Annotated in this window: 22 protein-coding genes; 3 read left to right on the forward strand and 19 right to left on the reverse strand. The window is 40.2% G+C overall.

Going from position 1 to position 22,655, the window contains the following annotated elements; all coding sequences use genetic code 11:
- The 7 genes from EF384_RS05285 to EF384_RS05315 form a co-directional block, all read right to left on the reverse strand.
- On the reverse strand, positions 1-871 hold an 871-nt coding region (locus EF384_RS05285; RefSeq protein WP_148076700.1), incomplete at its 3' end, for a hypothetical protein.
- 170 nt (positions 872-1,041) lie between these two features.
- Positions 1,042-1,581, reverse strand: a complete 540-nt coding sequence (locus EF384_RS05290; protein ID WP_123780059.1) for a dihydrofolate reductase family protein — start codon at positions 1,579-1,581, stop codon at positions 1,042-1,044.
- 39 nt (positions 1,582-1,620) lie between these two features.
- Positions 1,621-2,127 (reverse strand): 2-amino-4-hydroxy-6-hydroxymethyldihydropteridine diphosphokinase, encoded by a 507-nt coding sequence (gene folK / locus EF384_RS05295; protein WP_123779981.1) that lies wholly within the window; start codon positions 2,125-2,127, stop codon positions 1,621-1,623.
- Complete coding sequence (gene folB / locus EF384_RS05300) at positions 2,127-2,537, reverse strand: dihydroneopterin aldolase (protein WP_123779983.1); 411 nt, start codon at positions 2,535-2,537, stop codon at positions 2,127-2,129. The genes folK and folB overlap by 1 nt, the downstream gene beginning before the upstream one ends.
- A gap of 27 nt (positions 2,538-2,564) precedes the next feature.
- Positions 2,565-3,398 (reverse strand): dihydropteroate synthase, encoded by an 834-nt coding sequence (gene folP / locus EF384_RS05305; protein WP_123779985.1) that lies wholly within the window; start codon positions 3,396-3,398, stop codon positions 2,565-2,567.
- Positions 3,399-3,441: 43 nt separating this feature from the next.
- Positions 3,442-3,996, reverse strand: coding sequence for a GTP cyclohydrolase I FolE (gene folE / locus EF384_RS05310; RefSeq protein WP_123779987.1), 555 nt, complete (start codon positions 3,994-3,996; stop codon positions 3,442-3,444).
- Between the two features lie 65 nt (positions 3,997-4,061).
- Positions 4,062-5,336: a bifunctional folylpolyglutamate synthase/dihydrofolate synthase gene (locus EF384_RS05315; RefSeq protein WP_123779989.1), complete on the reverse strand. Its 1,275-nt coding sequence runs from the start codon at positions 5,334-5,336 to the stop codon at positions 4,062-4,064.
- A 198-nt stretch (positions 5,337-5,534) separates the two neighbouring features.
- On the opposite strand from EF384_RS05315, the gene EF384_RS05320 reads away from it, so the two are divergent.
- Positions 5,535-6,491 carry a glutathione S-transferase family protein gene (locus EF384_RS05320; RefSeq protein WP_123779991.1) on the forward strand — a complete coding sequence of 319 codons (957 nt, stop codon included), beginning with the start codon at positions 5,535-5,537 and terminating at the stop codon, positions 6,489-6,491.
- Between the two features lie 400 nt (positions 6,492-6,891).
- On the opposite strand, the gene EF384_RS05325 is transcribed toward EF384_RS05320, so the two are convergent.
- From EF384_RS05325 to EF384_RS05350, 6 genes are all read right to left on the reverse strand, one after another.
- The gene (locus EF384_RS05325; protein ID WP_123779993.1) at positions 6,892-7,113 is read right to left on the reverse strand and encodes a YdbC family protein; all 222 of its coding nucleotides are present in this window, start codon (positions 7,111-7,113) and stop codon (positions 6,892-6,894) included.
- Positions 7,114-7,200: 87 nt separating this feature from the next.
- Positions 7,201-8,481, reverse strand: coding sequence for an MFS transporter (locus EF384_RS05330; RefSeq protein ID WP_123779995.1), 1,281 nt, complete (start codon positions 8,479-8,481; stop codon positions 7,201-7,203).
- A 27-nt stretch (positions 8,482-8,508) separates the two neighbouring features.
- Positions 8,509-8,853: an iron chaperone gene (locus EF384_RS05335; protein WP_123779997.1), complete on the reverse strand. Its 345-nt coding sequence runs from the start codon at positions 8,851-8,853 to the stop codon at positions 8,509-8,511.
- Between the two features lie 159 nt (positions 8,854-9,012).
- Complete coding sequence (locus tag EF384_RS05340; RefSeq protein ID WP_123779999.1) at positions 9,013-10,830, reverse strand: GmrSD restriction endonuclease domain-containing protein; 1,818 nt, start codon at positions 10,828-10,830, stop codon at positions 9,013-9,015.
- Between the two features lie 164 nt (positions 10,831-10,994).
- The gene (locus EF384_RS05345) at positions 10,995-11,615 is read right to left on the reverse strand and encodes a DUF4230 domain-containing protein (RefSeq protein ID WP_158607413.1); all 621 of its coding nucleotides are present in this window, start codon (positions 11,613-11,615) and stop codon (positions 10,995-10,997) included.
- Positions 11,616-11,860: 245 nt separating this feature from the next.
- On the reverse strand, positions 11,861-13,663 hold the full coding sequence (locus EF384_RS05350) for a M3 family oligoendopeptidase (protein ID WP_123780003.1): 1,803 nt from the start codon (positions 13,661-13,663) through the stop codon (positions 11,861-11,863).
- A gap of 167 nt (positions 13,664-13,830) precedes the next feature.
- On the opposite strand from EF384_RS05350, the gene EF384_RS05355 reads away from it, so the two are divergent.
- Positions 13,831-14,883: an LLM class flavin-dependent oxidoreductase gene (locus EF384_RS05355; protein WP_123780005.1), complete on the forward strand. Its 1,053-nt coding sequence runs from the start codon at positions 13,831-13,833 to the stop codon at positions 14,881-14,883.
- 659 nt (positions 14,884-15,542) lie between these two features.
- Here EF384_RS05355 and EF384_RS05360 read toward each other — a convergent pair.
- Both EF384_RS05360 and EF384_RS05365 read right to left on the reverse strand, forming a co-directional pair.
- Entirely contained in the window at positions 15,543-15,725 is a 183-nt protein-coding gene (locus tag EF384_RS05360) for a hypothetical protein (RefSeq protein WP_123780007.1), read from the reverse strand.
- 24 nt (positions 15,726-15,749) lie between these two features.
- Positions 15,750-16,757, reverse strand: coding sequence for a nucleoid-associated protein (locus EF384_RS05365; protein ID WP_123780009.1), 1,008 nt, complete (start codon positions 16,755-16,757; stop codon positions 15,750-15,752).
- Positions 16,758-16,872: 115 nt separating this feature from the next.
- On the opposite strand from EF384_RS05365, the gene EF384_RS05370 reads away from it, so the two are divergent.
- The gene (locus EF384_RS05370; protein ID WP_123780011.1) at positions 16,873-18,189 is read left to right on the forward strand and encodes an alkaline phosphatase; all 1,317 of its coding nucleotides are present in this window, start codon (positions 16,873-16,875) and stop codon (positions 18,187-18,189) included.
- A gap of 214 nt (positions 18,190-18,403) precedes the next feature.
- Here the strand turns inward: EF384_RS05370 and EF384_RS05375 are convergent, their stop codons facing one another.
- From EF384_RS05375 to EF384_RS05390, 4 genes are all read right to left on the reverse strand, one after another.
- Entirely contained in the window at positions 18,404-19,309 is a 906-nt protein-coding gene (locus EF384_RS05375) for a UTP--glucose-1-phosphate uridylyltransferase (RefSeq protein WP_123780013.1), read from the reverse strand.
- Positions 19,310-19,400: 91 nt separating this feature from the next.
- Positions 19,401-20,369, reverse strand: coding sequence for a magnesium transporter CorA family protein (locus EF384_RS05380; RefSeq protein ID WP_123780015.1), 969 nt, complete (start codon positions 20,367-20,369; stop codon positions 19,401-19,403).
- 103 nt (positions 20,370-20,472) lie between these two features.
- On the reverse strand, positions 20,473-21,816 hold the full coding sequence (murC, locus tag EF384_RS05385; RefSeq protein WP_123780017.1) for a UDP-N-acetylmuramate--L-alanine ligase: 1,344 nt from the start codon (positions 21,814-21,816) through the stop codon (positions 20,473-20,475).
- Between the two features lies 1 nt (position 21,817).
- A complete protein-coding gene (locus tag EF384_RS05390; RefSeq protein ID WP_233570044.1) occupies positions 21,818-22,648 on the reverse strand; it encodes a hypothetical protein in 831 nt (276 codons plus the stop codon).
- Positions 22,649-22,655 lie beyond the last annotated feature (7 nt).

Raw genomic sequence — 22,655 nt, forward strand, 5'->3', positions numbered from 1 at the left:
ACAATTTTATACTGTCCTTGACAGCAGTATCTGTTTCGTCATCTAACCATGTTTTATCAAAATAAATTTTTAGGTGAGTACTATCAATAGTCTCCATTTTAATATGTTCAGCAAGATTTGGAACAAACCGTATGTCGTAATATGTGTTGAAACCTGTAGATAAGTCAAAATTTTCTTCCATTTGATTGTCTCTAACTTTTTTAGCCTTCAATCGAACTTGATCATTAATCTTTTTATTTTGTTTTGTGCTCCACTCGACTATCTGCTGCAAATAATTAGGATTTGCATCTGTACTATCGCAATACTTGTCTGCCCAGCCATTAATTTCAACATCAGAAATGTTTTTTGGAAAGACATAATCAACATCATTAATCGAAGTATACTTAGTAATAAAAAACTCAAAGTATTTAGGTTCATTTAACAAAATAGGTTTTATTATCCCACTAAATTTATCTACAATTACCTTTTGCTTCAATAAATCTAGTATAAAAACTTCATTATCATTGATAAAACTAACTAGTTCAGTTTCTGATATTTTATCAGTTAATCGGTAATTAACAATAATTTCCCAAAAATCTTCTTTGTAGGAAACGTATAGAGTTTTATATTCCATACCTAATTGTTTGAAATCTTTCTTGAATATATATGTCCGAATTAATTTATTTGCAGTATTCTTAAAATCAATACATTCGTTGATTCTAAAACTAGTCTTTGATAAATATTTTAAAACATTATAAATTTCAATTAAATCATCCAAATTTAACTCTTCTAACTTCATATTAAAATTCTTCGCAAATTCTTCTGAATCCTTGAGATAAGAAGAGTAGGTCAAATCTTCTGGGCCATAGTATTTAATGCGTTCTACTCCCATCATGTTGCCCCTTTCCTTTTATCTTAGATTTAAAGTAACTATAACACCAAAATCTATTTAATAGTTTAGAATAAGCATGCGTTTAAGTTTACCAAATATTTCATTTAACTATGTTATTTTTAAGTCATCAATTTAAATAATGTTATTTAATATTTTGAAATACTTTTCATTTACTGTGGACGTCGGTGATAGATATGAATGGTCATACCACCAATCACATCCACTTGTGATAGTTGTAAGGGCACAGCATCCGGCAATTCATAGAATAAAGCCTTCCCTTTACCCAGAATAATCGGCACAGTCCCAATAATATACTCATCAATGGCATCGGCAGCCATAAATGGTTGTAGCATCACACCACCACCATAAAGATAAATATTGTGGTCTTGCTTCTTCTTAGCCAACATCAATTTCACAATTTGGCCTGGTTTCACAAAATGCAGATTCCCTTCATTGGGACGATCTTGATTGGTGACCACATAAATCGTTTTATTCGGGAAATCGCTGGCAAAACCCATTTTGTAAGAAGCATTACCCATGACGACAATATCATAGGCATCGAAGAAAGCCTCCAGATTATAAGGATCATCAGACGTAGATAAATCTTTCAATTCTGGGCTAGGATACCCTTCAATAAAGTCAAAACTATCATCTTGATTAGCAATAAATCCGTCCACACTTTGGACAATACTCAAGGCAATTTTACCCATGCTGCCATTCCTTTCCATCAAAATCCACTGGTCAAAAGTCTACAATTGTCTGTCGCTGATTCGCACATCATCGCGTTCTACTTGAGGTAGCGCTGCCGTTAAATCGGCAATCGTTGCCCCCTCAAAACCAGGTACCTCCCAGTCGCCGGCGATTTCAGCCGTTGGAATCAATACGAAGCCGCGTTCATGCATGCGCGGATGTGGCACCAATAAATCTGGATCGGTTAAAGTCAAATCATCGACCAACAAAATATCGACATCAATCGTTCTTGGGCCATTTTTGAAGAGACGTACCCTTTTTTCCATCGTCTCAATCGACTGACAAAAAGCGAGCAAAGTCTCTGGGTCCAAGTCCGTTTCAATCTGCAAGACCATATTGTAAAAATTATCTTGGTCGGCATAACCGCGCGGCACTGTTTCATATACACTAGAAACAGCGGTCACTTGAATGCCCTCAGCCGCTTTGAAGGCTTGAATGGCGTTGCGGAGATGATCAACTTTGGGCTCGATATTAGACCCCAAGGCGATTAAGGCTTGATGCAACATTATTTCCCCTCCTCTTCAGCTGACTTAAGTTCGGCTAACCAGTTGCGGTCACGGGTGATTTCCACGGCCACATTGTCATAAATCCCACGAATTGGCGGATCCGGTTTGGTCACGCGAATCAGGACTGCCTCTACCAAGGGAAAATCGTCCAAGATTGTTGCTGCCAATTTATGGGCTAGACGTTCTAACAATTTCACGGGTGCCTCATGTTCGACGATTTGCTGAATGACGGTATAGACGTCAGCATAGGACACTGAATCATGCATATTGTCAGATTTTCCAGCCGGCGCCAAATCGAGATAGAGAATAGCATCGATATTAAAACGTTGGCCAAGCACGGTTTCCTCGGCTAATAAGCCATGGTTGGCATAAAATTGCAAGTTGTTTAAATAAATTTTGTCTTGCCCCATATCCGTCACCCTTTCGCGTTTGCTGGATTAGTCGACTGTTAGTGAACCACGTTTAATCGCGTCCGCTACAACAGCGGCTTCCTTGTTTACTTTCACATTATGGACACGAACCATATCCGCACCTGAGAAGATACCTGATACAGTTGTCGCAGATGTTGCAACATCGCGGTCTTTGGCTGGTACATCTACCAATTTACCCAAGAAACCTTTTCTTGATGTCGCTAAAAGGATTGGCAAATTAAAGCTTGTTAACTCTTGTAATCCTTGAATAGTCATCAAGTTGTCGTCCTCTGTTTTGGCAAAACCAACACCAGGATCTAAGATTAATTGGTCGTATTTCATCCCTTTGTCTAAGGCGATATCAATTGATTTTTGTAAATCAACTTTCATTTCTGCCATCACGTCTGTGTATGGTGTGTATGCTTCGCGGTTGTGCATCAAAATCAGTGGTGCATCAAATACTGCACATACACGCGCAATTTCTGGTTCACGCGTTGCAGCCCATTGGTCGTTGATGATATCCGCACCGGCAATCAAGACTTGGCGTGCAACTTCTTCTTTCCACGTATCAACTGAAATCAAAACATCTGAGAATGAACGAATGGCTTCAACGGCTGGTACCACACGGTTTAACTCTTCTTCTAAGGTTACTGGTACGTGGCCAGGACGTGTTGATTCTCCACCAACATCGATGATATCTGCCCCATCAGCAATTAATTTTTCTGCTTGAGCGATAATTTCTTCGCGTGTCATGTATGAACCACCATCAGAAAATGAATCTGGTGTGACGTTTAAAATCCCCATCATCCACGTATGGTCAGCTGGAAATTCGAAGTTTTGATTTAAGCGTTTAATATACATTGTTACCCATCTTTCTTTTAATCATTTATTGCTATTTTTACAATTATAATCGAATCATATTTAATACTTCTTGGCGTTTAGTTGGATCTTCATAAATCCCGCGTGACGCATATGTAACTGTTTTTGAACCTGGTTTTTTAATCCCGCGAATGGTCATACACATATGTTCCGCTTCAATTACAACAAATACCCCTAGTGCCCCAAGTTCGTTGGTTAAAATATCCGCCACTTGGTTGGTCAAACGTTCTTGTAATTGTGGACGTAAAGCATAATCTTCCACAATACGCGCCAATTTAGATAAACCAATCACTTGACCGCCATTTGGAATATAGGCCACATGCGCTTGTCCAATTACTGGAAGCAAATGATGTTCACATGTTGAGTTGAAAGGAATATCCTTCACCAAGACAAATTCAGACGCTGATTCCGCAAATGTTTTTTCCGTATGTACTTTCGGGTCACGATTTAACCCATCGAATACTTCCGCATACATTTTCGCAACGCGTTCAGGTGTTTCTTGTAAACCTTCGCGGTCGGGATCTTCCCCAACTGCCAATAAAATTTCTCTCACTGCACGTGCAATTCTCTCTTTATCCATTCCTGTCACCTTTTTCTCTTACCTTTTCGTAAAATATTGATTTGATTATAGCATTGAATGCCCAATCAGCCTTGCAAAATTTGTTTTCTTAAATAACCCACAAAATAAAAACTACCGAAAATACATAACATATCTTGGTCATTCAAACAGGCTTGTGCCATCTCTAAAGCCTCTGTATCGCTATTTGCCACGCTTGCATGACCCCCATTCGCTTGAAGCATGGCTGCCAACTCACTCGCCGGCAAAGCCCGATGTGAATGTGGCGTTAAGGTAATAATTTTGTCAAAAAGAGGGACCACGGTTTCAACCGCATGGGCCACATCTTTATCCGCCAACATACCTAAAATCGCAATCCTTTTTTGACCAACACGGCTTGGATAGTATTTTTCGATGGCTTCTGTCAAACTCGTGATTCCGTCCATATTATGGGACCCATCAATGATGATATCTGGACTTTGAGCTACCCGTTCAAAACGTGCCGGCCATGTTGTCTTGGCCAATCCGTCTTTTTTGGCTTGTTCGCCAATGACAATCCCTTGGTCTTCGAGTTTGGTGATAATTTCTAAGGCCAAAGCGGCATTGTTGATTTGATAAGGTGCCATTAAGCTGAGTTGATAATTTTCAACTTTATAGGCAAAGGCTTGATAACCATCAGCCGTCTCGCCTAAATTGCTGATATCGGCTGAGTCCACTTTGGTCACTGGGGCGGCCATAGTGGTTGCTTGAGCCAAAATGGCTGCTTCCGCTTCAGGTGCTTGTGGATATAAAATAAGTGGCACGTGTGCTTTAATGATGCCGGCTTTTTCACCAGCGATTTCAGCTAAGGTATCACCAAGAATGTGTTGATGGTCCAAGGCGACTTTGGTGATGGCTGTGACCAGCGGTTTTTCGACGATATTGGTAGCATCTAAGCGACCACCTAAACCGACTTCAAGGACCACAAAATCTACTTTTTCGGCTTGAAAAACGAGCCAAGCCAGTCCGGTAAAGATTTCGAATTCTGTATATAATTCGTCAGGTCCAAGGGCTTGATTCATCCGGTCTACTTGGGCCATCAGTTGGTCGTCAGACACGTTCACGCCATTGATTTGAATGCGTTCGTTGAAGTCTACTAATGAAGGCGATGTGTAAAGCCCCACTTTGTAGCCTGCTGCTTGCAGGATCGTGGCGGTCATTTTGGCTGTTGACCCTTTGCCGTTGGTTCCGGCAATATGAATTGTCGGTAAGCTATTTTCTGGATGGTCAAAATGCCCCATGAGCTGGCGGACTGACTCTAAGCCCAGTACCATTTTCCCGGCTTCTTGGAGGGGTAATTTTGCTGAAAGATCCTCATATTGCACGTGTAAAGCCTCTTTTCTACTAGTCTTTGGTGTTAAGTGAACCACCATACCTAGTTTAGTATAGCTAACTTTGGCCGTTTCGTCATTAAAGCATTACTGAAAATTTTCACTTGGAATGGCTCATTCTTGAGAATATTGATTTGTTCCATTATAATGACCATATAATTTGAAATCGAAATTTTTAAAAGGAGATGTGTTATGGGATTATTAGTCGATGGCGTTTGGCAAGATAAATGGTATGACACCAAAGCAACAGGTGGCCGTTTTGTCCGTAAAGATTCACAATTCAGAAGTTGGGTTACCAAAGATGGTGAAGCTGGTCCTACTGGGGATGCTGGTTTCAAGGCTGAAGCTGGTCGTTACCACCTATACATTTCACTAGCGTGTCCATGGGCAAGTCGTACCCTAATCATGCGTAAATTAAAAGGGCTTGAAGATATCATTTCATTATCTATCGTGAACCCTTATATGCTTGAAAATGGTTGGACTTTTGCGCCGGATCAAGGTGTTATCGCAGACCCAATCTTGAACGCAGATTACCTATACCAAGTCTATACACATGCTGACCCTAACTACTCAGGTCGTGTTACTGTGCCTGTTTTGTATGATAAAAAGACTGACACTATCGTAAATAACGAATCTTCTGAGATTATGCTTATGTTCAACGAAGCATTCGACGAAGTCGGTGCAACGCCTGGTGACTTTTATCCGGAAGCATTGCGTGACCAAATCAAGGAACTAGATGATTACATCTACCCTAACATCAATAATGGTGTCTACAAAGCTGGTTTCGCCACTGATCAAAAAGTTTATGAAGAAGAAGTTGCCAACGTATTTGCTGGTCTAGAAAAAATGGACCAAATCTTGGCCGACAAGAAATACTTATTGGGCGACCAATTAACAACATCAGATATTCGTTTATTCACGACCTTAATTCGTTTTGAACACGTATACTACGGTCACTTCAAGTGCAATATCAAACACTTAACTGACTTCGAAAATGTATGGCGTTACACACGTGAAATCTACAACTTGCCAGGTATCGCGGAAACAGTGGACTTCTACCATATCCAACACCACTACTATGGTAGCCACCCTACCATCAATCCAAATGGTATCGTACCAGCTGGCCCAGCAATTGATTTTTCAATCTAAGTTTTAGTCCTTAATAATGAAACGCATCGATATTTATGATCGGTGCGTTTTTTGTTATGTTATATTAGCCTACGGCTTGGTTTTGCGGTATTGTGTATTTCTATTTCAATATAACCAAAATCCGGCAACTTGAAGGGGCTGTGTGAACTTTTATGAGAAAAAATGCGTCACACAGCCCTCTGTGTGACGTAAAATTTCTCATTTTTGAAAGCAGAGCCCTCTGAAGTGATCAAATGCCGGTTATTTAATGGTCTATAAATACAATCCTTAATAAACGGATGTACTCCCCTTCCGAATACGGTCTAAAACATCAAAATGTAAGAGGGCTTAAGCCCTCTTCCTTATAAATCACTGAATAAATGAAAAAAGACTTAAAGCCTCGCAGCTTTAAGTCTTTTCTTTATAGATCTAAATTGTTTAGGGCGTCACGAAGTTGGCGTACTTCGTCATCGGTTAGGGTGATACCCTTGCCCATTTTATCGTAGTCTTCGCTCCAAGTACGGAGGTCGTAGCTTGCTGGGCGATCGTTCCAAGATACTTTGGTGAGTTCCTTGGTCCAGCCTGATTTATTTTCGGATAGTTGCGCGATGTGTTCAGTGATTTCAAATTTGAAGTCTGCCATCTTTTTTCCTCCTTCTGGTGTTCAGCATGTGTCTGCTTGTGTACAAACATTATACCTGTCTTTTTCACAGCTATCAAAATTGCTGAATTACCCTTTGGTACCATCTTCCTTGACGCCAAATAGTAAGGCACCACCAATTAGGAATAGGACGATTAAGGCGAAAACACCATTTAGTGAGTTGCCGGTCCATTGCGTAATGACACCCAGTAAAGTTGTCCCGATGATAGAGGAGAATTTACCGAAAACATTGTAGATTCCGAAGAATTCGTTGTGTTTACCCTCCGGCACCAATTTCCCAAACATTGAACGTGACAAGGCTTGTAACCCACCTTGCGCCGTCCCAACCATACATGCCAAGATGAAGAAATCAGTCGCTGTTTCCATGCTTAAAGCGTAAATACAAATAATCACGTAAGTTGTGATGCCGACGTAAATCATGATTTTATCGCCGAAACGTTTAGACAAGTAGCCGTATAGGACGGTAAAAGGAAAGGCAACAATTTGTACAATTAGCAAGACGACGATCAACACGGTGGCATCAATGCCGAGGTCGGTTGCGACCGCCGTTGCCATTGAAATGATTGTGCCGACCCCATCAATATAAAGGAAGTAAGCCAATAAGAATACGAATAATTGCTTATATTGGGCCATTTCTTTAATGGTATTGGCCACACGCTTGAAAGCATCACTGATTGGATGTGCTGTTGGTTGAATCCAAGATGTTTGTTTGACATTTTGCCAATAAGGAATTGTGAACGCGAACCACCACACGGCCGTCATGACGAAGGCTGCGCGGGTTAACCAGTCTAATGAAAATGGCATGCTGTCAATGTTTAGCATAAAAACCATGTACACTAGGAAAGGAATACAAGACCCGATGTAGCCCATCCCGTAGCCCATGCTGGAAACGCGAGACATTCTCTTTTTATCCGTCACATCAAGTAAAGATGCATCGTAGAAGATATTTGATGACGAAAAACCAACGTTCGACAGGATATACAGGACTAGCAGGCCAAGCCAGGCGAAGGTCCAGGTTCCTGAGGGCGAGAAAGCCATCAATAGTACGGACACGATACCTAGGACGGTACCTACGGTGAACATGGGTTTACGGAAGCCTTTGTACTCGGCGATTGAGCCAAGAATTGGTGCCATCAACCCGACTAGGAAGGTCCCAATCGAATTGGCATAGGACAGGTAGGCTGTTGAATCCGCGTCAGCGATACCCGCACCTTCTGCGACTGCCTTATAAAATAAAGGGAAAATGGTTGTGGTGATCATCAAGGAATATGCTGAGTTTCCTGTATCTTGTAGCACCCAGGACCACTCTTGTTTGGTGTAACCTAAGAATTTCTTTGCCTCTGTTGCCATGCCCTACCTCCGTTCGATTTTACCTACTTAGGCTTGGTTTTGATAGTTGTATTGTGCCAGTGTAATCAATAATTCATAAGGGATTTCAGTGCCGTAAGGAAAGGCCAAAGTACCCTTACCTGTGCGGTATTGACCGACTTGATTAATGAAGTGGTCGATGGTTTCTGGGAATGGATAAATACCTAAGTGTTTCTTGGCAGCACTATAATGGAAAACCACCTTTTTATCAGCGATAGTTGGCATGCCGTAAGAAATCTTTTCATAGCATGTTGGTAAGGCTTCTGCCAAACGGCGGCGCAACTCGTGTAAAGCAGCTTGGGCTACTTCGTCTTGTGCTTCGATATAAGCATCAATTTCCGGGATAAATTCCATGAGGATGTACCTCCTTTTTTCATAATGAATGGCTAAATAGCCGTCTTGTTCAATTATATCATTTAGGTGTTCGGGGCATTGTAAAAAGCAGGTAAAGTATTCACCCTACCTGCTTTACAATTTGTTTGGTTTGTTTACAAAAGTCTTTTAGAAATCTAGTTAGTCATAAAGTTTTTGGATTAGATCATTTATTAAATCTCGTCCTCTATTTGTAATAGTCGTTCTAATTTGACTATAATCGCCATTTTTTCTTTCTAATTCCAATTTTATCTCACCAAATTCTGTTTTTGTTGGATATATTTGATATGTTAAAAAGTCTTCTTTTAATTCATATCCTGGTTTAGTAGCATCATATAACGAATATTCTTGCTTTGAACGATTATTCCATTTATCAAGATACATATGATTCCCGATAGATCCGCCCGGGATAGGATAATTAGTCTCATTTCGAATTGAATTTAAATATTTTCTAGCAATTACATGTTCACTATCATATTTGTCTGCTTTGTAATATTGGTCATAATATGAAGAAAGTACGGTGTACAACATTTTTGAAACTGGTTCAAAATTAATACTATTCTTAGCAACAATTTCATCATGCCAATTTAGTAAAGCCTGCTCAAATTGATTTCGTTCTAAATCTCTTAGGTAATAATTCTCACCCGAGATTGTTATCTCATCCATCCTGGTATCTCCCGTACCAGACCAACGGCCAATCACAGTATCATAGATGAAATATTTGATCATATTTTGTTGAACAGTTTTATAATTCACTTTATATTTTTGCTTAGTTATCAATTTCCCACTCTGTAGATTTTCATATTTTAAACCCCATAAACTACCAAAAAATGATAACAATTGAAAGTTTGTTGCCGTACTTCCGCCATAATATTTATCATTTTCAAGCCCTGGTACTTTAAAAACTTTAGCAAAACGATCATTAATTTCACGGAAGATTTCTAAGGCACTTTCAACAAATTTTTCAATAAATTCAGAGTTTTCAAACCTATCAAAATAAGTTACTAACTTAGTCATATCTTTATTCTTAATACCAAACAGCATAGTTAACGTTGAGTAGCCAATTTGATTTGCCTGATCTTCATTATCTTTGTCCCAAAATACTGACATTTTCTCAAGAATTAGATAGCCAAAAGCGTAACATAGTTCTGATACATTTATGGTTTTTTCTTCCTCCATATCTTCCCTGCTAAAATTATTGATTTCAACTTTTCGATCTTCAATCAACGTTTCATACCGCTGTATAGTAATTTCTAGAATTCTCTTATTTAAAGGTGTATCTGAAAGTTTAATCTCATGTTTACTCCATTGCGCCGCAAAAACTTGATATTTAGACAGTTTTTTCCCACCACGATTAAGATTTTCAAAAACAGTTGCTAATTCCTCAACAGCACCAGTAAATATAATAGTTGGAATTGGAAGATTTTCCACGTTTAAATTGTTTTTTACCTTATCTTTTATTTGATGAGTATAGACTTCCAACTTTTGATAATCCGTGATTGATTGAATATTATCTGAAAATCCGGTGATTTGCTCCTCTAGCAATTCAAACAGTGTACTCGTCGAATTATCAGAATGACTTGATTGCTTAACAAATTTTTCAATAACTGTAGCATAATCTCTTTTATTTTTTTCTTTTGTTGATTCTGGCCAAGATGGTTCTCCAAATTCAGATAACATGCTTTCTACAATTTCACTGAAATCAATATACTTTTCCGGATTCTCAACATAGTCTTGAATTGTCGTAAATCTCTGTAATCCATCAATGATTGAAAACTCAGTTTTATCTTTGTACTTATAAATTAAAATTGCACCAAACGGATACCCTTGACTTAACGTTTTAATAAAACTCTTCTTTTCTTTTTGAGACCATACCAGTTTTCTTTGAAATGTAGGGACAGTTGCGTTCTGTTGAAGCTCTGAATACATCATCGTCTCTACACGATATTTATTAACCATGTTAACCCTCCACCCTTAAATATTTATATACTTAATTAGATCATATAAATTTAATAAGATCAATTGTCGAATAAAGGGCTTACATTATTATTTTCTAAAAAATACTATAACAAAGAGCTAGGATTTGCATGATCCTAGCTCTTTAATCAAAATCAAAAATTATATTATTTAAATTCCACTGTAACACTTTCATAGCCATTAGATGTTAGGAAGGATGTTAGTAATTCCACTACTCGTTTATCCGCATCATCTAGTAGGCCTTCTTCTACTTTTTCTTTTTCTGTTTGTGCTTTATTTTCGTTTATCTCGTCAAAAATTAACTGATCATCATAGTCTGATAGTATATTACCTTTCACATCTTCTACGGTGATATTTTCAGTTTCTACAACATTGTCCAAAACAGTTGCTTTAGGTATTTTTACAGTTAAATGGTCAGTGTCCTCGTTATACGTAACTTCCACTTGAGATAAATCGGTTCCAGCTTTCAAGTAGCCCGAATATTCAATTAGTTTGATTGCCTCACCGTAAGTAATTTCAGGTAGGTTTGCCACTGAAAAACTTTTATCTGTCCGACTGACAATGACATTTTGATATTCAAACTTAAGCGTGGCCCATTCTGATAACTCTACTAAGCTATCCTCGACCATTGTTGAAGTCGAACTTGCATTCGTCTCGTTATTAAAGAAACCATATCGAAGATATAAAACAATTGATATTGCCAAAATAATTAGAACAACTATAATGCCCAATAATATACGTCCAATCGACCCCAAAAACTTCTTCATTAGATACTCCCCCATTTTACACAGTATCCAATACCATAGCTCTCCTCCCAGATTCGATATGAACGTTGAATACGTTTATTTAAATATATATTGTTCAGCAACATTATAACTAAAAAATGTTTACATCACAATAAGTTGAAAAAAATTGTGCACCCTATTTATTGATGAAAAGCAGCTTTAAGACTATCAAAATCATCAACTCCTTAAAAAAAGGCGTAGCTTTCGCTACACCTTTTTCAAAATCCTTAAATCAAGTCAGCTGATTCGTCTAGGAATGCTTGGACGTCGGCTGCTGGAATGTCGATGGCTGCTTGCCAGAATTCTGGTTTTGTTAAATCAACATTCAAGTGTTTTTTCGCTAAATCTTCAGTGGTCATCTTGCCTGTATCTTTCAATAAGGCAATGTAACGTTCTTCGAATCTTTCTGGTTGTTTCAAGTATTCAGCGTAGATACCTAAACTGAATAAGTAACCAAATGTGTATGGGAAGTTGTAGAACGGTACATCATCAAAGAAGAAGTGTAATTTACTTGCCCAGAAGTGTGGGTGTGTTTCGTTCAAAGCAGAACCAAACGCTTCTTTTTGTGCTTCTGACATCAATTCATTCAAGCGAGATTCAGATACGAATCCGTCTTGGCGTTCTTTGTAGAATGCAGTTTCGAATAGGAAACGAGAGCGAATGTTCATAAACATAGCAGTCGCATTTTCTAATTTTGCATTCAACAATTGTAGACGTTCAGATTTAGATTTTGCTGTCTTCAAGGTTGCTGTAGATACGATTTGTTCCGCAAAAGTAGACGCAGTTTCTGCAACGTTCATTGCATAGGCTTGGTTAGACGCAGGTTCGTCTTTTAACACGTCTGTATGGAATGAGTGACCCAATTCATGTGCCAAGGTTTGCGTATCGTTACGAGAGCCTGTGAAGGTCATGAAGATACGTGATTCACCGTTGTTGATTGGTTCTGTAGAGTAGCCACCTGGACGTTTACCAGGACGGTCTTCTGCTTCAATCCAGCGATTTTCTAAGGCATATTGTGCGAAATCAGCAAGTTTGTCCCCAAAGGTTCTGAAATTTTCGAGTACAAAGTCAGCTGCCTCATCATATGTATAGGTTGTTGGTTGGGCATCATCAAAGTTCAACGGTGTTTCCACATCTTGCCAGTTCAAGTTATCTAGGCCTAGCAAAGCTTTTTTCCGATCCAAGAACTTCACGAAAGTTTCTTTGTTGTCCGCAACAGCTTGCCACATTGCTGCCACTGTTTCGCGTTTGATACGGTTATATTCAAGCGGTTCTTCTAAGAAATCAGCGTAACCATGCGCTTTTTGAGTGGTCAAACGGTAACCAGCTAAGTGGTTCAATACGTCCGCGAAAACCGGTCCATATTGGGTAAATGCTGCTTCCCATGCCTCGAAAATCTTAGCGCGGTTTTCAGGATTTGGATCTGCGTACATTTTGTTCATAGCTTGTCCCACTGAGAAATCGTGGTGGCCATCCGCCAAATCAACTGAAATCGTCATCACAGACGAAATGGTTGCGTATGTGTTTGCCCATCCAGAAAGTCCGTCTACTTGTAATTCTGATAAAAGTGCTTCCGCTTGATCATCTGGTAAGCGTTTGGCATCGCGGCGTTCTTCTGATAATGGAAACGCGATTTCCGCCAATCTCGGCTCAGCTAAGAATTGCTCGAAAGCCTCATCAGATAAAGTGGCCAATTTTTTGTTGATTGATTTGCTGGCAATTTCATAAGGTTGGAACAAGGTTTGCAATTTATTCACTGCAGCAGTCGCTGCTTCATCGCGCATATCTGCATCCGCCACCATGTTGGCATAAGTAATGGCAGTCATAAAGCCATTGGCAAAGTCATCGCGTTTTGCTTGTAGGTCTGCAAAAGTTGTTGCTGCGTTTTCAGCGTTGACATCGAATGCATCCATTTCCGCAATCACAGCGTCACGTTCGTCCGCTAGTTTACCTAATTCATCTTTAAAAGCTTGACCAGTCACGCCACCTTGGAATAAGGCGTCTAGGTCCCATGTATCGTTAAATTTCATTGTGTACCCTCGCTTTTCTCTTTATTCAGTCATAATACCATTTTACCCCTTGTCATTTTCTTGTCAATCTATGCTACTTTTCCCCGACATTTGGGCGGTCTTTCCACTTGATTAGCTGGTAAATCCTGTTAAAATAGAATTATTACGAATTGGAAAGGAATAGTGTCATGAAGAACCAATATGTTGATACAAGTACAGGCATGGAATTTGCTGCCATCACCCTAGGCGACTATATTCCCAACGAAGAGAATAAGCGTCTTTTCTCCCAACACGACCGCATTAAAAACATGGTGAAACTAGGCGTTGACGCGGAACAAATGGGCTACGACGTGTTCGGTGTCGGCGAAAGTCACCAAGAAGACTTTATCGCCAGTGCACCTGCCGTCATTTTAGCAGCCATCGCGGGGCAAACGGAAAAAATCAAATTAACCAGTGCCACAACCGTTTTATCATTAAACGATCCAGCCAGAGTCTACGAAGACTTCACGACCTTGGACCAAATTTCTGACGGGCGTGCTGAAATCTTGTTGGGCCGTGGTTCACGCCATGCAGCCTATCAATTATTCGGTTACGACATTCGTGACTACGACGAACTTTTCGCCGAAAAACTAGACCTTTTACAACAAATCAACAGCAATAAGCCTGTCACTTGGTCAGGTAAATACCGTCCAGCTTTGGAAAACGCGCAATTTTATCCAAAACCATATGATGACAGCTTGCCACTATGGCGTGTAGTCGGCCAACATACCGCTTCCGCTAAACAATCTGGGGAAAATGGTTTGCCAGCCAACTTTTCATACCTATGGACTGGGTCTAACCTATTTAATAAGCGGGTTGATATTTACCGCAATGCATTACGTCAAAATGGCTTCGACCCAGCGACCATGCCAATCGGAATTTCTGGTTCAGTCTATATCGCCGACGACATCAACACGGCCATGCGTGAATCCTATAAATCAATGCAACATACTTTTAAATACGTTCACGGCATCGATATGAACAAACAAGACTTCGTCAACGCCCGTTCATACAAACACCCAATGTTAATCGGAGACAAACAACTCTTGATCGACAAAATCATGTACCAATACGAAACCTTCAATTTCCAACGCCTAACCTTGGAAATCGACAACGGCAACGAACCAGACAAAGTGAACCAACAACTCGCCAAATTTGCCGACGAAGTTATTCCTTATGTAAAAACACATACCAAAGAATAATAGGATGTGAGCGCGGGCGTTTAGACAGGTAACACTGGAGTTTAAGATGTGACAAAAGGCGTTTTATTCCAAGACACTGGAAGATTTGTGATGAGACACTCGGAGAGTGGAACGAACTAATCTGAAGTGGCATTGGATTTGCCTTTTGAAACTCAATTGGAATATGCAGTAGCAAGCGCAGATTGCTGCAAATATTTCCGAAGTGGAGACCTGTCTGCCCAAGCGAACTCGACTTCATAGGATAAAAAGCCCTCCACCCAAGTGAACTTTGTCCTTGGGTGGAGGGCTTTTATGTTCGCTAAGTTGGGGAAAAACTGCGATTCCACAATGAGATTTTATTCTGGACGATTTCGCATTCTTGTACAGAATGAGATGCCATTCGGGACAAGTTCCCGATATCTTTACACAATAAAATCCCATTCGGTACAGCCTGCCAATGTTTTACAGAATGGCAATCCATTCAGTACAGCGCCCGATTTCTATACAGAATAAAATCTCATTCCGTACAAGTTACCCATTTCTTTACAGAATAAAACGCCATTTGGAACGATTTTCCAATATATTACGGAATGGCGGTCCATTCCGTAATCCGCTCAAAACATCCATAATGAAAAAACATCCCCGAACCATTTTTCCGGTTCGGGGATGTTTTACATCTCTTATTTCTTACGTCGTTTCTCGATTTCCAAAACAAAACCAACAATAATGATGGCTGCGAAGATAAAGCGGAAGTAAATCAATACATTCTCCGCATTCGGCACAATCAGTATCGTCAATAAGTAAACGATAAAGAAGACAATTAGGGCTGCACGCCAACCCAAGCTTTTAAATTTTTCCCACATTAGTTACGTATCCTCCTGGATGATCTAAAACATATTTTTGATTTTTTCAATATTCTTAATTTCAACAGATAAGGTACCATCCGGATTATTCTTGATTTCCACAACATCTGGATCATTAAACAAGTCTAGTGGAATCGATAACTCAATCCCATTTTCGAATTTGAATTTTTGACGTTGCATATTATTACCTAATAATTCTGGCATATAGGGTGTTTCATCGGCCAAGCCACTTTCCTTGGTTTCCTCAAAGTAGGCTTGTTTTCGTGAAAAATTATCCCCATACATGGCATCCGCAATCATTTTATTATCAATCGCTTGGTTTTCGTGAATAGTGTCATGCAAAATCTGTTTCACTTCAGCTAAATCTTGATAATCATCCTCGCCGAATTTCTTGGCCGTTTTCGCAATGGCCTTCTTAATAATATTCACAGATTCCTTCATACTTGGATTGGTTTGGATATCCAAGAAAATCTCACTGAAGTAATTAATGCGTTCGCCATATTCTTCAATCAAGTGTTTCTTCTCAATCAAGAAATATTCTTCCGTACCAACGCAATATAAGAAACCTTCATCAATAGCTTGCGTAGGACTTGGCAAAATCGCACGGTTGATAATCAAATCATTCTTCAAACTATCTTCTTCGTATTCGACGTAGTGGGTGTAAGATTCGTTGTGGTTCAACTTAAACATGCCCACAAAGTATTCCTCGTCCAACCAAAATCCTGCCCACAACAAGTCTGCTGGCTTAATATCCGGATTCACCTTGACGAAATTATAGAAGCGATTGGTTAGCTTTTGCGTGCCAAAAAGAAAGTCCTCAGGCGTTTGCATGTTCTGCACGATTTCCTTGACCGGACTTCTGTCAGGTAACTTGCCCACCTTTTGTTGGGACGTGTACATAATTTTCCCCATCATTTTTTCAATATATTCAATCATGTATTGCGCTTTATAGTCCAAGAATGTCTGTGATAAGACAGCTTCGTTGGTATTGGTGTCAAAAATATGTAACACAGCGGCATCGATCCGTATCATTTGTATCCCTCTTTCTTTCGCATTCTTATCTATTTTACAATATAATAGCCTTGTACGATAGAAAACTTGTAAATTATCTTGAAATGTCATTTAAAGCTGAAAGGATGCAGTGTATATGATCGTCAATGATGGGCAAAATCGTCACCAAGCAAAAAACATTATCTTCATGGTTTCAGACGGCATGAGCGTGTCGCTCGCTTCGGCCTACCGGGAATATCTCAACCAGGAACCCGGTCACTTGCGCAAAACCGATATCTTCAACCGTCATCTGGTGGGTCAACAATCGACCTATTCTCTTGATCCATGGGCAACCATTACCGATTCGGCAGCCTCTTCGACCGCTATGGCCACTGGCGTCAAGACCCTAAATGGTGTTCTTGGCCTAGATCCGGACATGAAACGCGTCGATTCTGCCCTTGAAGTAGCTAAGGCAAATGGGAAAAAGACAGGCATCGTCGTGACCGCAGAAATCTCTCACGCCACGCCCGCTGGTTTCGCCGCACACGTTCAAAATCGAACCGAATACGCGGAAATTGCCAACCAATACTTTGACGACACCATCAACGGTAACCACAAAATTGACGTCATGCTTGGCGGTGGCCGTAACCATTTTATCAGAGCCGACCGCGACCTCACCAAAGAATTCCAAGCAGACGGCTATGACATCGTCCACACCAAACAAGAACTACTGAATTCGACGAGCCCGCAAGTCCTTGGCCTCTTCTCAGAATTTGGCCTACCCATGGCCGTCGACCGTTGGAGCAACGTGACCCCGAGCCTAGCTGAAATGGTTGGCAACGCCATCGACCGCCTAAATACCGGCGACCAAGGCTTCTTCCTCATGGTTGAAGGCAGCCAAATCGACTGGGCTGCACACCATCAGGATATTGTCGGCATCATCAGTGAAATCGACGACTACGCCAAAGCCTTTGAAACCGCCATTGATTTTGCGAAAAAGGACGGCAACACCCTTGTCATCTCAACCTCCGACCATGCGACCGGCGGAATGACGATGGGCGTCAACAACATCGACTCCTGGTTACCGTCTTATATCCGAAAAATCCAATCAACACCAGAGCATATCGCCCAATTAACACAAGAAAGCAACGATTGGATACAAGTCATCCAAGACAACATCCAATTCGAACTCTCATCAACTGAGCAAAATAAATTGCGCGCCATCCATAACACCTACGTCTACACATACGAAGAAAAAGTATCGCGTTTAACCGATGCCATCAAGGAAATCGTAGACCGTCGTTCCAACACCGGTTGGACCACCGGCAACCACACCGGCGAAGACGTCAACGTATACGCCTACGGACCGGCAGCCCAATACTTTAGTGGCTGGCACGAAAACTCAGACACCGGCAAAATGCTCAAAGCCCTCGCAGCCAATCAGACCCCTGAAATTGACGACGAAGACGAATAGTTGATAATGAAATGAATAAATACAAAAAAGTGATCAAACAGAAACTTGTTTGATCACTTTTTTGATGAAGATATTTTAAATCAAATACACACACTGTCGTATCATGAAAGTGACTAAAAAGAAGGGTTGGTGTGCCACCAACCCTTCACCTATCAAAAACAAAACAACTGACCGTCTATAAGAAGACGCTCAGTCGTTTTCACATATATATAAATTAATCTTTCAAGCTTGGGATAATTGTGTTTTTAAGGTAATCATGGAAACCGTCAGCAGTTTCTTCATGACGTAAGGCAAATTGGATGCTGGCTTTCAACATACCCAATGGTTCCCCTACTTCGTACCATTCACCCTTGTAATCAAAAGCTTTCAAGTTAGAACCGTTATTCAAATGATGAATCGCGTCAGTTAACTCGATTTCACCAGAGAATTCATTTTCTTTAGTAGCTTCAATAGCGTCGAAAATTTCAGGTGTTAAAATGTAACGACCACATGCAGCCAATTTTTCTTCCGTTTCATGTTGTGGTTTTTCTTCCAATTTTTCAATTGTATAAATACCATCATGACCATTTTCAGACGTAGTCATAATACCGTAGGCAGACGCTTCTTCAGGAGAAACTTTCGCACCCGCGATTAAAACATCACCATCTGTTAATTGTGTTTCGTAGAAGTCGATCATTTGTTTAGAAAGTGGCGCTTCACCTTCCTCGTTCACCATAATATCATCACCTAGTAACAATAAGAATGGTTCATCGCCAACGAAAGATTTCGCTTGATACACACCATCACCCAAACCATTTGGATAATGTTGACGTTTAAATTGGATGTTTAACAATGAAGTATCTTGCACCAATTTCAACAATTTGTCTTTGTGTTTTGAAATTAGATTTTCTTCTAAGTCGAAGTTTGCATCGAAATGGTCCTCAACTGAACGTTTATTACGACCAGTGATGATTAAAATTTCTTCAATCCCACTTGCTAACGCTTCTTCCACAATAAATTGAATAGAAGGTTTATCTAAAATTGGAATAATTTCCTTTGCCATAGCTTTCGTCGCTGGCAAAAATCTAGTACCCAAACCGCCTGCTGGTATTACTGCTTTGGTAATTCGTTGTTTAGCCATAGTAGCCTCCTTGAATATTCTAGTTATATCTTAGCATATTTCTAAAGAATCCAAACAATGAAAGTGTCATTTTCAAAAAATTTACAAATACTTATTGCCACTTTTTAAACATATAGTAGACAAGCATCGATAAAATCAGTGTCCCAATCACCACAATCGAAAAACCATGCAGATTATCCTCAAATGGCAAGGCCACATTCATCCCCCACAGACCCGCCGTAATCGTCGGCACCGTCATCACAATCGTAATAATCGTCAAACGCGACATCACGTCATTCAGGTTATTGGAGATCACATTGGAAAGCACATCATTCAACTTTTCAACCAGCGCCAAATTATTTTTCACCATCGTCTCCGCCTGATGCATCTCAATCTGCACACGGTTCAAAACCCGCTCATGATAATAAGTATTATTTTCATTATGGGTAAAATAGCGGTTAATGCCAGCCAAAGTATCCCTGTTGTCGCCAACCGCTGTAGACATGTATACCAAACTACGATTCACATCAATCAAGGCATAAGAAGCAGTATTCTTCGTCGAATGACGGCCTTCTTCCTCAGCTTTGCGGATGGTCGCATGTAATTCACTACTTGCCTCGATATAGGCTTGGGCAACCTCAAAAAACATATACATGACAAACGCATACGATGAGCTAATGGGAAAGCCACTAGGCACATGTTTATTTTTGATTTCCAACATGAACGGCATGTTGATATGGGTCACAAAAGTCAGCACCAAATCCTTACTCATCACAATCACCAATGGCGCCGTATGGAATACCGCATCCGGTTCCGATTCACGTTCAAAAGGATATTGCAGAATGATATAGGTAAATAGTTCACCCTCTTCATTGTGATAATACTCAATCCATGACGTCTCAAACTTATCAAACAAGTACTCCCCAAAATGGGCAGGTAAATGATAATGATTCAACACCTCATTCACTTCATCCCTGTCCGGATTTTCATAATGTAACCAAACAAACTTATCCGCCTTTTGCGTAATATCATCTTGATACTGGTCGTCTTTTTCCAAAATAATCTCTTCTTGATGTACCATATCATGCCCACCCTTCAGCAGTCTTTTGATTCAGAAAAAGGCCAGCATATAACTGACCTTCCTTTTGAACTAGACATTCAAGATGCCTAGCCTATATATTCAATTAGTGTGTTGATGCTTGGCTATCTGCCAATAGTTCTTCATATGCATACGCAAATTTCATGATGTCACCAGCACCCATAAATACCATTACAGCATCTGAGTAGTCTAATAATGGTGATACATTTTCAAGTGGCAATACTTTAACTGGTTTTGTCACTTTATTTGCTAAGTCTTGAACAGACACTTGTTTGTTGTCTTTTTCACGCGCAGACGCAAAGATTTCACATAGATATACATCATCAGATAAATCTAAGGCAGCAGCAAAATCATCCATTAAGGCAATTGTACGGCTAAATGTATGCGGTTGGAAGACAGAAATGATTTTCTTGTCTGGGTATTTTTGACGTGCAGCATCGATTGTTGCACGAATTTCTGATGGATGATGTGCATAGTCATCGATTAAAGTCATGTCGCCAATTATTTTTTCAGAGAAGCGACGTTTAACCCCACCAAAGCTACGGATTTCTTCCGCAACGCGTTCAGCTGGGAATTTTTCCAAGTAGCAGAAACCAATCACAGCTAAGGCATTCAATACATTGTGTTTACCGAATGTAGGAATGTCGAAATGACCGTAGTAGTCACCCATTACATGGACATCGAAATGAGAACCATCAGTACCCAATTCAATATTTGATGCAACGATTTGGTTATCTTCGCCTTCAAGACCGTAGTACCAAACATCTAAACCATCTTGATCTGCAAATTGACGCAAGTAGCTGTCACCACCGAAAGCGATGATTTTCTTTTGTACTTGGTGTGCAAAGACCGTATTTGATTCAAATACTTGTTCAATGTTTTCGTAGTAGTCTGGGTGGTCGAAGTCAATATTTGTGAAAATAGCGTAATCTGGGTGGTAAGCATGGAAATGTTTACGGTATTCATCTGCTTCCAACACAAAGTACTCAGCATCTTCTTGACCATGGCCAGTACCATCACCGATTAGGTAATTTGTAGGTGTCAAACCTTTCATCACGTGTGCCATCAAACCAGTTGTCGATGTTTTACCATGAGAACCAGTAATCGCAACACTCGTATAATCTTTAATTAACTCACCAAGGAAGAAGTGGTAACGCATTACTTCAAGACCTAATTCTTTCGCACGAACGATTTCAGGATGGTCATCACCAAAAGCATTCCCACAAATCACAAACATACCTTCTTTGATGTTATCCGCATCAAATGGCATTAAAGCAATACCTGCTTTTTCTAAACCACGTTGGGTAAAGAAATATGTCTCTTGGTCTGAACCTTGAACGTTTAGACCCATATTATGTAAAATCAATGCCAAGGCACTCATGCCTGATCCTTTGATACCGGTAAAATGGTACGTTAACTCTTTATTCATGCTACTTAAAATCTCCATTTCCTTGATTAGATTGTTTATCTCTTTGGGTTAAAAAAGGCGCCCTGTCCTTGTTTTCCTGTCCTGGAAAATAAGAAAATTGCCCTGATTGACGACGGTAAGCATTCTTGTCAAAACCAATCTTGCTTTCCTCCGCCATGATACTTTGCAATCCACGATTCAAATGCCCACGTTTAGGAGCACTTGTCTCCGAATCGCTAGGCTGATTCGTTGAAATTGCGGGACGCGCAGTAACTTCTGACTGGGTCTCTTCAATATGCAAGCTATGCTTATTTTTCGACCGTGCTTGTTTATGGCTTTCGCGATTACTTTGCCAAGTCGACGGGACTTCGCTAGGTTGAAAAGGCCGCCGTAGTTGGTACTCTTGGTATTCCTTCAATTCCTCGCGCAGTCTTTTTAACTTCATCTGACGCTGATCATCAACATCAGGCTTATCAAAGACTGATTGACGTTGCGCCAAATTTTGCTCGTCGCTATTTGATTCTTGGTAAGTTCTTCCGCCCGTGCCATATGATGGTCGGTAAAAATAGTCTGCTTTATGTTGTTGGTATAAATCCTTTTGTTTTTCCAACTTATTAACTGATCTTGACGCAGGTTTTGGTGGGATTGGCGGACTCGATGCCTTATCATCCTCCTGGTTGTACCAGTTCATATAGTTTGGGAAAGTAATTGGATTGTCATTCTTTTCGCGTAACAATGATGCATTCTCCTTATGATAAAAAGGCACAAAGTGTTCAACTCGGCTGGCAGCTTTCGCTTCAAGACGTTGCCATTTATCCTTTGAATGTCTCATGTTGTCGTCTGATTGACGCAATTACTCA

Source organism: Aerococcus agrisoli (assembly GCF_003797145.1).
GTDB classification, from domain to species: Bacteria; Bacillota; Bacilli; order Lactobacillales; family Aerococcaceae; genus Aerococcus; species Aerococcus agrisoli.